Annotated in this window: 2 protein-coding genes; both read right to left on the reverse strand. The window is 31.3% G+C overall.

Annotation, left to right across the window (positions count from 1 at the left end; translation table 11 throughout):
- Positions 1-26 precede the first annotated feature (26 nt).
- A complete protein-coding gene (locus Q0505_RS06800; RefSeq protein ID WP_299210489.1) occupies positions 27-6209 on the reverse strand; it encodes a condensation domain-containing protein in 6183 nt (2060 codons plus the stop codon).
- A 130-nt stretch (positions 6210-6339) separates the two neighbouring features.
- Positions 6340-17469, reverse strand: a complete 11130-nt coding sequence (locus tag Q0505_RS06805) for a non-ribosomal peptide synthetase (protein WP_299210491.1) — start codon at positions 17467-17469, stop codon at positions 6340-6342.
- Positions 17470-17474: the final 5 nt, after the last annotated feature.

Here is a 17474-nt window from a genome sequence, read left to right on the forward strand (position 1 = left end):
TTTTTCAAAACTGTAGATTACTCACACTAATGCGATAATTTTCGAATCATATTTGGTATAAAATCTTTTACATTGAATAAGCTCTTTTTATACTTATCATAGATTTTTTTATCACACATCAATTCAAGTTGAATTCCATTCTTCTTTATGACACAACTTAGATCCAAATAAAGATCTCTTTTGAGCTTACAATCGACTATACTGAAATTCTGAAATTCGCCTTCTCTAAAAACACCTTCCATTTGTTTTATATTTATAAATCCCTTCTTATAAGAGTCTATATCTATAGTTGTTTGTGTTAAAACATCTTTCCGAATAGTTTCATAAGGAATAGATTGGTGTTGACGTGCATTTAAATATTCTAATTGTACAGTACTGCATAAATCAGCACCTGTATTCTTAGCAAGTTTTATGGGTATAACATTATTAACAACTCCTAAAACACTTGAAGTATCAAAAACATCTGTAAAAGATTCTCTGCCGTTTACTAAAACTAATTGTATACTTGACTTGTTGTTAGAGCACTCTTGTAATAGAACTTGATGATAAGCCATGAATAAACCAGCTACAGGCACTCTCAGTTTTTTAGACAACCTTTCAATATCTTTGATTTCTGATGTGTCTATTAGCATTGTTTGTTTAATCCCTTTGTTTACATTATTCTTTTTACTTTTTTGAACATCTAATACTGGTATATCACCAAGGTAGTCCAACCAAAAATCACGAGATTTAATTCCTTGTGTAGATGTTAGATATTTTTGCTGCCAACTACTATAATGGAAATTAGAAACATGTTTTCTCCTTGTAGGCAAAACTCCTTTACTTATAAATTCTTCTAATGCGACATTGAATACGAGATCCGTGTGTAAATCTCCTAAGGCATGGCTTATTGTTACGACTAATATATCTTCTTTGATATTTTTTGAATCTTTAAGTACAAATAGCCGTATCAATTCACCTTTGAAAAAATCATATTCTCTTTCTGATACTTTATTTATGTATTCTTTTACTAAAATAGTATTAGAAATATCAACATTCTTATAATCAATATGTAATGCCAATTTATCTAGTGCTAAATATTCTTGATATATTTCATCTCCTTCCTGTATAAATTGTAAATGAAGTTCTGGAAAACGAGCAAGAAAGCCTCTAAAGTGAAGATCTAACTCTTCTTTAGTACTAGAAGGAATCGTAAAGGGACCTAAAATTGCTTGAGAATCCTCATACCTCATCATGTACCTTTGGTTTTCAGATATTTGAATTCTATCTCCTACTTTCCAATTCTTACTTAAGAGAGCATCATATTCACAAAAATCTAGTTTCTTATTTGTAGTTAGCTCTCTTTCTGTATTAGCAAGTAATACTGTTATTGCTTCTATATCTGTAGCAGTAAGCAAGTGCTCTGCTTTTATATCAAAGCCTATACTTTTTAACTCAAATAATAACTGGATTAATTTTATAGAATCACCCCCTATATCATAAAAATTGTCTTTTAGACTCACCCGTTCTCTCTGGAGAACTTTTTTACATAAAGAGACTATTTCTTTTTCTAGGCTATTTCTTGGAGCGATAAACTCTATTCCATTATCTGTTTCTGTAATATCAATTTTAGACAATATTGTCTTATTTACTTTACCATTAGATGTGAGTGGAATTTCATCCAATTGAATAAAATAAGATGGAATCATATATGTCGGTAATCTTTTTAAGAGATACTCTCTAATAGAAGCAATATCTTGCTTTTCATCGGCTACTATATATGTAATAATTTTTGTTTCTCCAGTTTCAAACTCTTTTGCTAGAACGACCGATTCTTTGATATTTTTATAAGATTGTAATTGATATTCTATTTCTCCTAGCTCTACTCGATTACCAAATATTTTCACCATATCATCTTTTCTACCAACATATTCTATATTACCATCGGTCCATCTTCTACCTATATCTCCTGTCTTATAAAGTTTCTCACCTTTAACAAATGGGCTCTCTACAAACTTATTTGTTATGTCTTCGCTTTCGTTAATATATCCTGCTGAAACACACTCACCACTGATACATATCTCTCCTGTTACACCTACTGGAAGAATGTTTAAATAATTATCCAGTATATATACCTTTACATTTCCGATAGGTTTCCCAATCAAGATATTGTCACTTGTAGTTACTATATTGCTAGAATACTTTATACTTTCTATTGAAGCTGCGATTTCCTTTTGTTCTTCAAGCATTATTTTTAAATCCTCAATAGTGGTATAAGGATTCATAAATACTGTTCTAAAAACAAGGTTTCTAATAATGTTTTCAGTTTTTTTGATTTGTGTATAAGAAACAAATGTGTTACCTCTCTTAAATTGTTCTTGTTGTATCTTACGATTTAGTTCATTTATAACTTCTAACTCATTATCTGTAAAGACCTCTTTATTTCTATAGTTTAAAGGTATATATCTATATAAAACAATGTTTAAATCTGGTTTATATAATAGCCTAAAAGATGGGTCTTCATTAATAAGTCTTGCGAATTCTTGAGCCGTATTGTAATTATATCTTATTACTTGAGCAAAACCATTTTTTCCAAAAATTTTAAATGCTGCGTGTAAGAGTAAACACATAAAATTACGTGATCCTTCAACTGTATATTTCCCTAAATCATAACTACCTTTTCTTGCTTGATAATGGGTATTATTCTCTGAAGATTCAACAAAAGAAGGGTCTTTAAATAGACAAATACTTAATCCTATTGGGATATATAATTGTTTATGAGCACATACGGAAACAGAATTAGCTAATTGAATACCATCTAGTTTTTTAGCTATCTGATCATCCATCATAAAACTACCTCCAAAAGCAGCATCTACATGATAATGTATGTTCTGTTCTTTTGCGATCTCTCCTATTGTTACTAAAGGGTCTATATTACCTGACTCTGTTGTTCCTGCAATTCCTACGATTCCTAAAACAAGTGTTTTATTATCTCTAAGAGTTTTTACTAAACTTGTTATTTCTTCTCTTATCGTTGCTACATCCTTATTTTCATAATCTAGCTCTACAAAAGATTTTGTGCCTAAGCCTAATAACTTTAGTGCTTTCCCAAAAGAATAGTGACACCATCTAGACCCCAATAAAACAACATCTTGATATCCATAAAAATCTAATGCTTTAATAAGCCCCTCTTTAGAGATACCATCAAATCCGTCTGTAGCTTTTAATAAATTATTAAGTGTGTAGTTAAGAGCCATAATATTGGACATGGTGCCTCCATTGGTAATTACTCCTAAAGCATCATCTGGTGCCTGAACATATTTTTTATAAAAAGCTTCTTCATTTTTATATATCAGATTATGGAAAATTCCTATTACTTGCTTTTCTACCAATGTAGAAATCATAGAGGTTTCAATTTTAACTTGATTTTGATTTAGTATGGTAACTAAAGAATTAAGCTCTCTAAATATATTAGGGATTAAACTTGTCATGTGTCCTACATAAGACGGAACCCCTACATTTACTACATTAGGCAATAGATCTGACTTTAAAAATTTAATATATTCTTCTACATTTAATTGGGAGTTAAAGTCTACATTCTTAAAATGTTCTTGTTTTATAAGATTATCAAATGAATCTGAAATAATCTTATTTGAATTATCATGAGTAGTTATTAGTTGTTCAATTTCATTTTTCATAGAACAATCAAATAGATTGAACTTCTTAAATTTATTATATTCATTATAGGTGTCATAGTATGTAGCATCTGCTGTTACCTCGGTTGAACCATAAATATTTAACAGTCTCACATTACTACTACGCAAACTGTTATAAAATTTTTCAACATCGCTTTTCTTTAATGCTTCTCCACTACTAATCCAAAGATTTAAATTTTGAAGTTTTTCTCTACATAATTCTGGATGCTTTATCAATTCTCTTAATAGAGAGGGAACAAGAACTATTCTAGACACCTTATCTTTATGTAAGTTATCTGCAAATTTTTGAATAGAAAGGATTTCTTCTTTTTTATAAAAAACTAAAGGAATTCCTTTTAACAAGGGTCCATAAAATTCCCAAATGTGATCTACAAATCCTATAGACGTTTTTGCACAACATACTTCATTGTCTTGAAATGGATAATTTTTCCACATCCAATGTAATCGATTATTAACACTACTTGACTTTAATAAAACACCTTTAGGCATTCCTGTTGATCCAGAAGTATAAATAATAAACTCTATATCGCTTTTCTTTGATGGACTTATAATATTAGACATAAACTCATATAAATTCATTTGAGTTAAAGTCTCTTGATTTATAGATCCTATACTTTTACTATCCTTTTCTATATATTGTATTCTTTCACGTGGAGTATTAGGATCAATAGGAATATAGATTGCTCCTACTTTTTTAATTGCTAATAACACAGCCATCAACTGATAGTCATGTGATAATGAGACAATTACTTTGTCATCACTTTTTATACCTAATACGTTAGATAAATAACTTGCATACTTATCTGAGAGATCATGTAGATTCTTATATGTCAATTCATTATCATTATTGATAATAGCTATTGCATCTGGAGTTTTGTTTACCTGATCTTCAAATAGTTCAATTATTGATTTATTAGTTGGAAATGATACTTTGGTTTCGTTAAACGTAATTAAAAGTTCTTTTTCTTCAGAATCTGAAAGATAATTTAGATTTCTAATTTTTTCTTTAGGATCTTTTAAGATATCATTAAGGATACATTTGAAATGAATTAAGAATTGCTCTATCGTTTCTTTTACATATATATCTGTATTGAATGTGACTTCCACTGAGAGATATTCACCTATTTCTTCAAACGTAAAACAAAGATCATACTTGCTTACAGTTTCTTTATGATCTATAATTGCATTTAAATTTTCTATATTAATTCCCTTTCCACTTTCGATGGTTACTATATTTTGTAAAACAACCATGACATCAAAGATGGGATTTCGACTATTATCTCTTTTTAAATTGAGATCTTCCACAAGGCGGTCAAATGGATATTGTTGATGTTCATACGCTTTAAAAGTATTATTCTTAATTTTATAAAATAATTCTTCAAAACTTTCTTCTTGTAATACTTCATTTCTTAATGCAATTGTATTCACATAAAAACCTATTTGATTTTCTAATTCTATATGATCCCTTCCTGCAGTAGGGCTTCCTATCACAAAGTCATTTTGAGATGTATATCTAGAAAATAAAGTATTGATTATTGCTAATAAACCGATAAAAAGACTTCCCTCTTTTTCTTGACAAAACTTCTTCAAATTACTTGTCAATTCTTTTGAAATAATAGTCTCCAAGCTCCACCCATTACTAGTATTTATTAGTGGGCGTTTCTTTTGAGAAGGTAAATCTAATAATGGTATTTCTGTTGAAAATTGATTTAACCAATATTCACTATGCTTTTTTGATACTTTGTCTGCTAATTGTTGTTGCTGCCAAGCTGCGTAATCTTTATATTGAATCCTTAAAGGAGCCAATTTTGGAATTGTGTTTGAACAATAGGCTTCATAATAATCTAATATATCATTGGTTAAAACTTTCATTGACCAACCATCACTAATTATATGATGCATGTTATAATAAAACACAAAAGTATCTTCAGAAGCTTTCAAAATTGCTACTCTTAATAGGGGTCCATTTTCAAGATCAAAAGCGATCTTTGAATCTCTACTTATATACTCTTGTATTTTGAATTCTTTGTCAGAAACATCACTAAAATTCTCATGACTAATTGAAAAATCAAATTCTTCTACTGGTAATATCATCTGTCTTACTTCACCATTTTTTTCTTCTTTAAAAACAGTACGTAAAATTTCATGTCTTTCAATAACACTATTAATTGCTTTCTCAAATTTTTGTATATCACAACCTCCTGTCAACACAGTTTGAGAGGGTATATTATACGCTATAGATTGATCTTCAAATTGACTTAAAATCCATAAACGACGTTGCGCTGATGACAATGGATAATTTTTTTGTTTATCTATTGATTGTATATTTAAATAAGTAGTAGTATCAGACTTATATACTTTTACAAAATCAATAAGTGCGTCCTTATTTAATTTAATTTCTTCTATTAAAGAAGTATCTATAACACCTTTAGGAGCTTGAACATCTAATCTATCATTGATGATATCCATTTTTACATCTAAAATTCTTAACTTATTTATTAACGTATCTATCATAATACAAACTGTTATGTTAAATTAATTTTAATATTTTTCTTGGAATTCTTGTATTACACAAGAAAATACACACATCATTCTAAAAATAGGATGATGTGTGTGTTGTAGGGATTAAAAAGTTAAATCACTTTTAGAAAGAAAATGTTTCTACATCTTCTTCTTTGACCTCTAACTGATCATTTATCCATGTAGAATTTTCTATTTGAATCTTTACACCTTCGATAGTAGCATTATGATATAATGCTGCAACATCAATAGTACAGTTGAATTCTTTTCGAATTCTCGAAGTAATCTGAATAGCTTTTAAGCTATTTCCTCCCATCTCAAAAAAGGAGTCTTTGATTCCTACTTTATCTTTCTTCAAGACCTCGCTCCAAATCAAAGCTAGCTTCTCTTCTATTTCATTACTTGGAGCCACATATTCTACTCCTGACATAGGCTGAAATTCATCTAAGCTAATAAGCGCTTTCTTATCAATTTTGCCATTAGGAGTTAATGGCATTTTATCCATTTGAATATAGACTTCTGGTAGCATATAGAGAGGCAACTTATTTGACAGGTAATCTCGTAATTCAGAAATCACTTCTTTCTTATCTGACACATAGTATATAATTAGTTGTTTGTCAGCGTCTGCATTTTCAGAGACCAGAGCAACTGCTTCTGTAATCTCTTCTTTTTCCAGTAATTGATTTTCAACTTCACCTAACTCAATTCTATGCCCTCTAATTTTAACTTGATCATCTTTTCTTCCATGAAATTCTAAATTACCATCTGGCAACCATTTTCCTAGATCTCCCGTTTTATACAAACGCTCATTTTCATGAAATGGATTAACTATAAACTTCTCAGAGGTTAACTCTGGTCTATTTAAATAACCTTTAGCAAGACCTTGTCCTCCTATACAAATTTCTCCTATTACACCTGTTGGTAACATATGATTTATTGTGTCAAGGATATAAACTTGTGCATTAGGTATAGGTATTCCTATAGGTACTATCCTATCTTTTAGCATATCTGCATTAGAAATACAATATGTAGAACCACAGATGCTTACTTCTGTGGGACCGTAAGCATTGTAATAAAATCCTGAGCCTAATGCTAAATATTCTTTTACACTATCATATATTGGAGCTTCTCCTGCGGTAATCATAGTTGTTATACTTGCAAGTTTACTAATATCCATTAATTTAAGATATGCAGGAGGTAGTGTAGCTATATCTATATCATTATCTTGGATATATGTTTCTAATAATCGTGGATTATTACGCATTTCTTCACTAACAATATAAAGACTTGACCCTGACAATAATGTTATAAAGCTCTCCCAAATAGAAGCATCAAAAGAAAAAGATGCGAATTGTAAATTTCTCCTTTTGCTCCTTAAATCAAAAGCATCTATTTGAGATAGGATTGTATTAAGGATACTCTTATTAGCTACCATAACACCTTTAGGGTTTCCTGTAGATCCAGATGTATATATTACATATGCTAAATCACTAGAACTCCTCTCTATATGTAGTTTGTTTTTAGAATAATTATCCTTCTCAGATATAAATTTGGAAACGATATGATCATCAACACATAATTTACATTGACTATCGTTTTCTATAAATTCAATTCTAGATGCTGGATACTTTGGATCAATTGGCACGTATGCACCTCCAGATTTTAAAATCCCTAGAATAGTTACTAAAGTCCACTCATTTCTTTCGACCTTTACTCCTACCAGATCATTCTTTTTTATATCGTAATCTTTTACTAAATATTGAGCAAAACGATTTGACAATTCATTCAGTTGTTCATACGTCAATTCTTTATCAAGATATACAATTGCAGTAGCATCTGGAGTAATGTTGACTTGCTTTTCAAATACATCTATCAAAGTGTCATAATTTGAATAGGCTATATCAGTAGCGTTAAAATCATGAAGGAGTATTTGTTTTTCTTCTTTAGAAATAATATTTGAAGCCTTAATTATAGCGTCACTGTCATATATATAAGCATGTAAGAAATTATCATAATATGTTATCAAATCTTCTACTTTTATTCCAGACTTAAGCATTCTATTTTGAGTAAATGTAATAGAGATATCGTCTCTTGTAACACTTAATGTAAGATCAAGAAATGTATTTGTTCTTTCAAAATCGTCAAAGGAAAAATCTTCGGCTTCAGTGGTAGATTCTTGTAGTTGAAAATCTTCATTATCATATAATTCATTAAGTATATGAAAATCTACATAATTAAATAGTACATCAAAAAATGGATTTTTTTGAGATTTTTCTCCTGCTAGATCTGCAATACTATTTAGAGAGAATCTATCTTTTCCTTTTAATTCATTAAGATCTGATTCAATAGATTTTACATACTCTAACCAAGACCCTTTCATAGAAGATTTCATATCATATCTAAAAGGGACAGAGTTTAGAAAACATCCTAATAACTTGTCTCCATCTTCTATCATAGGACGACGATGCGCTACCATTCCAAGTGTTATATCTTTTTCAAAAGAAAGCATACTAAGAATGTATAGATAACCACTAAAGAATAATGACTTAGGTGTTATCCCATCTTCTTTACATTTTTCTAAAATAGCTTTTGAAAAATCTTTGCTATATGCTTTTGATCTTTGAATGTCTATATACTCTTCTGTAAAAATTTCTAATCGTTTATGTCCCGCTACTTTATTTTTCCAGTATAAAATATTTTCCTCGTTTTGTAATTCTACAAGGTCTGACACTACACTATCTCTCATACTACATTTCAATTCAGATAATTTAATTTCTGAATTAGTTTCTAGTGCAGTATAAATTTCAAAGAGCTCAACTCGCATACTTTTCTCACTCCAACCATCTAATAAAGCATGATGGAATTGAAGTGCATAAATGATCTCCGTTTCATTAATCTGAAAGATGTTTATTCTCCATAAAGGGGCAATAGTAACATCAAAAGTGTTTTCTTCTCTTTCGTATTGTAAGAATTTCTGAACATGTGCCTCTTTATCTTCTTTACGCTGAGAACTTATATCTTCAAACCCAATATGGACAGATACTTCTTTATGTATTATTTGTACTTGCTCATCGTAGTCATATAGGTGATATGATGTTCTTAGTGTCTCGTGTTTATGTACTAATAACTTCATAGCTTCCGTAAGACGTTCTACATCTATTAGCCCTATTTGAAATAACCATTGGTCATGAAATACGCCATACTCTTTGTTTTCTCTCGCTAGTTGCCCTGTGAGAATCATACCCATTTGTACATCACTCATAGGATACACATTTGCTATGTTACTAGCCGATGGGTGACTATTAAGTACTGATGCTTCTAATTGATCTATAGCTGTTTCTATTTTCGCTTTAAGCTCTTTACTAAAAGAAGAATTATTTTCTTGAGTAGCTATAAATGATGATATTCCTTCTATAGTAGGGTTCTCATAAAAAGTTGCTATTGGAAACTCTAGGTTAAATAGTTTATTAATATCACTTATAAAACGAATCATTTTTATAGAATCACCTCCTAATTGAAAGTAATCGCTTTTAATACCTACTTGATCAACTTCAAAATGTTCTTTCCATAATGTTGCTAAATCCTCTTCTATCTCATTGCGAGGAGCTATATACTCAACGCCACTAGAAACTTCGAGCCCTTCTACTGAAGGTAGCATCTTTTTATTCACTTTTCCGTTTACTGTTAATGGTATTTTCTCTAACTCTACAAAATGATTAGGAATCATATAGGCAGGTAATCTGTCTAATAAAAATCTGCGTAATTCTGTGATTGTGTTTTGTGACTCTTCAAATACAATATAGGCAGCCAGTTCTTTTTCTCCATTTGCCTTAGAAACTGCAATGACGGAAACATCATTAATATCATTTTTTGTAAGGAGTTGCTGCTCTATCTCTCCTAGTTCTATACGATATCCTCTAATTTTAACTTGATTATCTTCTCTTCCCAAATACTCCATATTTCCATCTGGTAACCAACGGCCGATATCTCCTGTTTTATAAATCAATTCATTAGAATTAAAGGGATGTGTTATAAACCTTTCTGCCGTTAATTCTGGACGATTAAGATATCCTTTTGCTAACCCTGCTCCTCCTATACAAATCTCTCCAACAACTCCATTAGGAACTAATTTATTTGATGAATTGATAATATATATTTCTGTATTTAGAATTGGACGACCAATAGATATATTTTCTTCTTTAAAAGGAACTTCATAAATCATACAACCTACTGTTGCTTCTGTAGGACCATACTCATTATAAATTTTTATTGAAGGATTGATATTTCTTAAGATGTCTACATGATGTTGTAATAAAGCATCTCCTCCTACAATAGCCACTTCAAGTTGATTTGTATCTATTGTTAATTCTTTTAATACACTAATATGTGCAGGTGTTAATTTAATACAGGATATTCCAGTTTCTATATATGTTTTTAAGGTCTTTGAGATTTCTCCTTGACTAAAAATGTGTAATGTACTTCCGCTTATTAAAGGAATAAATAAACTGGTCACTGTTAAGTCAAATGACAGTGATGTATATAATCCAAAGTTATTATTAGACAATTGATTTTCGTCTAGGTATGTATTTTTCCCCCAAGTCAAATAATTCATCAGAGAGCCGTGAGTTATCATAACTCCTTTAGGCTTACCTGTTGATCCAGATGTATAAATAACATAAGCTAAGTCTTTTCGCGAAAGCGAAACATCAACTATGGCATCTATATATTGATCTGATTCAAACTCAATATCAATGGAAAATAAAGTCCCTTCATACTCAGAGAAATCAAACATATAGTTTGTCTCTGTGATGACCATTTTGACTTTAGAGTCATTAAGAATATTTTCTTCTCTAGAAGAAGTGTATTCTGGATCTATAGGAACATAAGTGGCTCCTAATTTAAGGACCCCCAAAATAGAAATTACTGCCCACTCACTTCTATCTAATTTAATACCAATCAAATCACCTGATACAATACTATACTCATCTTTCAAACAATGAGCCAGCTTATTAGACAAAGAATTTAGCTCTCTATACGTCAGTTCTTTTTCTTCAAATATTATTGCAGTTGCATTTGGTGTTTTTTCTACTTGTGTATAAAATATATCAAGGAAAGTTTCATCTTTATCTATGGTAGTTTGTGGTGCAATATTATTAAACTCTTGTAAAATACTCTCTATTTCTAAAGATGTAAGGTATTCTAAATCGTCTATTTTACTTGATTTCAAGATCGAATCTAATATGGTATCAAAATGTCCTTTAATCATCTCTACAATTGTGTTAGACAATACTTCAGAATTATACTCACAGGTTACGTGAATGTTATGATTAGAAATATGATTTACAGAAACGGTCAACGCATAATTATTTTGCTGCTTCATCTGTATATTATCGATTCCTAGGTCTGAGTCAACAGACTTTATAGATTCTAAAGGGTAATTTTCAAAGACGAGTAAACTATCAAATAAGTCTCTACCTACTGCACTTTGTTTTTGAATATCGGCAAGGGAAGAATGTCCATACTCCTCTCGTGAGGCAGTATATGCTTTCTGAAGCTGTGTTAACCAAGATATGATATCTTTATTTCCGTCTAAGGTTGTGCACAAAGGTATTGTGTTGATATACAGCCCTACTCTTGTTTCTACTTCCTTTAATTCTGTTGGTCTTCCTGATATAACGGTTCCAAAAGCAACTGTCTCGTTATTTGTGTATTGCGACAATAAATAAGACCATATACCTTGTACAATAGTATTAATTGTTAAGTGATTATCTTTTGCAAATTTTTCTAGCTTAAGAACATAATCTTTCCCTTTTGACAATACCATATTTGTATTACCAAAAGTGGTATTATGCTTTTCACTTACATCTAGAAACGGCAGAAGAGTTGGTGACTCTAGATTACTTAAATGGTTTTTCCAATATGAAAGTGTTTCAAAACGGTCTTTCTTTGAAAGATATGTGATATAATCTTTGTAGTCATCTTTTTGATTTGTGGTTACTGGAATCTCATCATGTACCAAAGACTGGTAATTGGTAATAAACTCTCCAAAAATAATAGGTGACGACCATCCGTCTGATAATATATGATGGTTTGTAAAAATCAGCTTTGTATTTTCTTCTGATTGTCTTACTAGTGTTAATCTAAATAATGGTGCTTCTTCCATATTAAATGGTGTATTTGCATCCTTATCTATGTAGGTCTTAATCTCTTCTGCTACATCTTCTTGTCCTCTATAATCGATTACCGTTAATGGAAGATCAATATCTGTATATACACATTGTACAGGAACTCCCATCGTTTCTGGATAAAAGGAAGTTCTAAGAATACTATGCTTTTTTATAACAAGATTCCAAGCTGCTTTAAAATGATCCAGATTAAACGCTCCTTTCATATCAAAACTTAGCTGCAATATGTATGCATTTGCATCATTTCCATATAAACTATGAAAAAGTAATCCTTCTTGTAATGGACTTAGCTTATAGATATCTTCTATTGGATAGGTATGTGGTAATTCTTTAAATGTTTTTAATTCCTGATAATTTACCAGCCCGTTTAATCCATAATCATTTGGAGTATATACCTGATTGATGGTACTTGTACAAAGTGAGATAACTGCTTCTAATGCATTTTTATACCCTGTAGCAATTGTACTAATGGTATCTGAATGAAAACGATTTGCATCATAACTCCAGCTAAGACTTAATACGCCATCTACTATAATACAGTTGATTGTTATTTTGCTTCCTGTATGATTAGCTTCTCCTATTTCTTTGCCTTTATTTTCTGGCGAAAAACTAAACACCCCATCTTCTCCTTGTTCCTGACCTACTTGACCTAAATAATTAAAGATAATCTGCTCTGTATCTATAGATAATTCCTCACGGATATTCTCATCTGTAGATAAGTAACGTAATACTCCATACCCAATTCCTTTAGTAGGGATTGCTCTTAAATTTTCTTTTGTTTCTACAATTGTAGCCTCTAAGTCGTTCTCAAAATTCTTTAAAGCGACTGGATACAAAGAAGTAAACCATCCTACAGTTTCTGTAATATCTACATCATTAAATAGCTCTTCTCTACCGTGACCTTCTAGCCCTATGACGATCTCATTATTGCCAGACCAACTAGATAAACTTGTCGTTAATGCAGCTAGTAATAAATCATTGATCTCTGTGCCGTACGCTTGATGCGACTCTTGTAATAAAAGTTGTGTTTGTTCTTTTGACAAACTCACTGTATAATGCTTATTTTCTGCATGCGTAGTGATTCCATCATACGGAGTATCTTGCGGAATTACGGTAGCTTTTGATGCTACAGACTTCCAGTATGATTTTTCAGATACTAATCGCTCGCTTGATGCATACGTTTGTAAGCTTTGTTGCCATTGTCTGTAAGACGTTGTCTTCTCTTCTACAGGAAGTTCTTTTCCTTCAAGTAGTAAAGACAAATACGATGAAAAGTCTTTTAAAATAATACGCCAAGACACGCCATCAATAGCGAGGTGATGTACTGTTATAAATAATCTATTAGATGTTTCTTCTGAAGGTGTTTTTATACACACAAACTTAGAAACAATACCTTCCTCAATAGATAAACTTGATTGATATGACGTGCAAATGTTTGTTATTTCCTCAGAAAAAGACGTAACATCTCCTACAGTTACTATTTCTACTTCAGGAATAGATAAATTATACATTCCTGTATAGGTATCCTCCTTTAATTCATATTGTAATCTTAGTGCATCATGCTTTTTGTATACTTGATCAATAGCCTGTTCAATAACATCAGTCGCTACTTCTTTTGAAATATTTAATAATACAGACTGATTATAATGGTTATAGGCTACATATTCTTTTTCAAAAAAGTTATGATGGATTGGTAATAATCCCATGGCTCCTTCTAGTATACCTTGTTCACTAATGATAGCTACTTCTTTACCTATTGATTGTGATAATCCATCAATAGTTTGGTACTCAAAAACATCTTTTACTTTAAAAGATATTCCTTCTTTTTTTGCTCTACTTATTAATTGGATAGCGACTATAGAATCTCCTCCTAATGAGAAGAAGTTATCATAAACTCCAACCTCATCTACTCGTAAAAGTTCTTGCCATAACTGTACTAGTTTTTGCTCTGTCTCTGTTCTTGGAGCTACATATACACTGGTCTTTATATCACTATTTACTGGATCTGGCAGTGCCTTTCTGTCTACCTTTCCATTAATACTTAAAGGAATCTGATCTAATGAAACATAAATAGAAGGCACCATATATTCTGGTAATTTAGCCTGTAAATATTTCTGAACCTCTACTTTATCAAGCGTTCCCTCTGTAACAACATAAGCTACTAGGCGTTTGGTCTCTCCATCTTTTCTGGCTAGTACAACGGCTTGTTTTACTTGAGAAACTTCTTCTATACAGTTTTCTATTTCTCCTAATTCTATTCTGTATCCTCTTATTTTTACCTGATGATCTTTTCTGCCTAGGTATTCTATATTTCCATCTGGTAACCATCGTACCAAATCTCCTGTTTTATATAGGTTTCCGCTTTCGCGAAAGCGGTCTCTTATAAACTTTTCTGCAGTTAATACTGGCTTATTAAGGTATCCTTGAGATACTTGTACCCCACCAATTAATAACTCCCCTACAACGCCAACAGGTTGTAAATTATTAGAAGGGTTTACAACATACAGTTGTGTGTTTGCTACTGGTTTTCCAATAGTTACTCCTTCTTCATCTGTATTTACAGAAGTTAAATCTATGGTCGTTACATCTATGGCAGCTTCTGTAGGACCATATAAATTATGGATATGTGTGGTTGTTAATACATTTTTAAATTTTGAAACAACCGCTGGAGATAATGCTTCTCCACTACATACAACATGCATAAGGCTTTCCAATTTCTCTACTGCTAACGACTCTAAGAAAACCGTAAGCATAGAGGGAACAAAATGAATAATTGTCACCTTATTCTGAGCAATCACTTCTTGTAAATACTCTGGATCTGAGTGCCCTTCTGGTCTTGCCATGATTAAGCTACATCCAGCTAATAATGGCATCGTAAGTTCCCAAACAGACACATCAAATACATAAGGTGTTTTTTGTAAAATCACCGATGATGATGTAATCGCTAGCTCGTCTTTCATCCAAAGCAATCTATTCAACAATCCTGAATGCGCATTTAGCACCCCTTTTGGATTCCCTGTTGTTCCTGAGGTATAAATACAATAAGCAGTATGTTGAGGTGTTACTTTATATACTGGTGTCTCTGTAGCATATACATCATAGGGAAATGTATCTATATTGATCACTGTACAAGAGTCAAATAAAGATATATGTGCATCTCCACTAATCACGTATTTTGCTGCGGTATCTTCTAAAATGTATTCGATGCGTTTTTGAGGATATTTTGTATCAACAGGTACATAAGCGTTTCCTGATTTTAATATTCCTAGAATACTAATAACCATCTCAAAAGAACGGTCAATACAGATAGGAATTAATGTATTCTCTACTCCTTCTGAGGCTAAATAGTTTGCTAATTGATTTGATTTTTTATCTAATTCTCCAAAGGTTACTGTATCATTTTCATATACTAAAGCTACTTTATCTGAATCATTTGCTACTTGTGATGCAAATAGATCTAGTACAGTCATATCATTAGGATATGGAGTAACTGTATTATTGAAATTTTCTACTATTAATTTATTTTCTTCTGATGAGATAAATACCAAATCATCTATACTCTGATTTGATAATGTCAAAGCTTCTTCTAGCAGTTTCTTGAAGTGCTTCATAAACCCTTCAATCACTACTTTGTCATAAACATCTGTATTATAAATGACATCAAAAACCATAAAACCATCTACTTCCCTAAAATTAAATTCTAGATCAAACTTGCTTAAGAATATTCCTTTATCTGTTACATCTTCTTGATATGAGTGCACATCTCCTCCTGTATTTTTATCTTTCATATTATGCATCACTAGCATAATATCAAATACTGTACTTCTACTTACGTTTCTTTTAAGTTCTAAGTCCTGAACAAGTTGATTAAAAGGATAGTTTTGGTATTCAAAACCTTTTAAAGTAGCCTCTTTTACACTTTCAAATAAGCTCTCAAAAGTATCTGTAGTTGTTACCTGGTTTCTTAATGCCAACGTATTTACATAAAACCCTATTTGATTTTCTAAATCTGGATGATCTCTTCCTGCAACAGGAGTTCCTATGATGAGATCTTCTTGTTGTGTATATCTATATAGCAATGCATTTATAGTCGCTACAAGTCCCATAAAGAGACTTCCTTTTCTTTCTTGACAAAACGTGTTGAGTTTTGTTATGGTTTCTTCTGATATACTTGTTGTAAGTCGCTTTCCATTATTTGTTTTAAGAGCAGGTCTCTTTTTATAAGTAGGTAAATCTACTACTGGCAAATTACCTGATAATTGATTTGTCCAGTATTCTTTTCCTTTACTAAATGAAGATTCTTCAGATTGGTCGAGTTGCCAAGCAGCATAATCTTTGTATTGAATTCTTAGTTCTGAAAATGGAATTTCTTCTCCATCATTAATTGCCTGATAAGCTGTTAAGATATCTTTAGAAAGTACTCCAAGTGACCACCCATCACTTATAATGTGGTGCATATTATAATAGAAAACAGCACGATCATCTGCCAGTTGCAATACAGCAACTCTTAATAAAGGTCCATTTTCTAAATCAAATGAAGTGAAAGTATCTTTTTGAATATAGCTAGCCACTGTATCTTCCTGACTAGTCGCTTCAAGGTTTCTTAGATCTTGGTAATCGATGGTAAAATTTACTTCTGAAGCCTCTAATATCCACTGACGTATTTCTCCTAATTCATTCTCTCTAAATACCGTTCTTAGAATTTCATGACGTGCTATCGTTACTTGAATAGCTTCCTGAAGAATTTCTAAATCATAAGAGCCATTGAGTGCTACTTGAAATGGCATATTATAGGCGATAGATCCTTCTTCTACTTGATCTAGTACCCATAAGCGCTTCTGAGCTGATGATACTGGATATGAATCTTCTTCTACAACTTTTTCAATTCGTTGATAGCTTTGATTTGTATCACTTCCCTTTAAATAATTTAGTAATGCTTCCTTATTGTTTTTGATTTCCTCAACGACATCTTTGGATAAGCTATCGCCATTAAATTTAATCTTAAGGTTATCATTCTCAATATGGATATGGATATTTTTGTCTGCTAATTTCTTTAATAACTTATACATGATTA

Source organism: uncultured Dokdonia sp., from assembly GCF_937910895.1.
GTDB lineage: Bacteria > Bacteroidota > Bacteroidia > Flavobacteriales > Flavobacteriaceae > Dokdonia.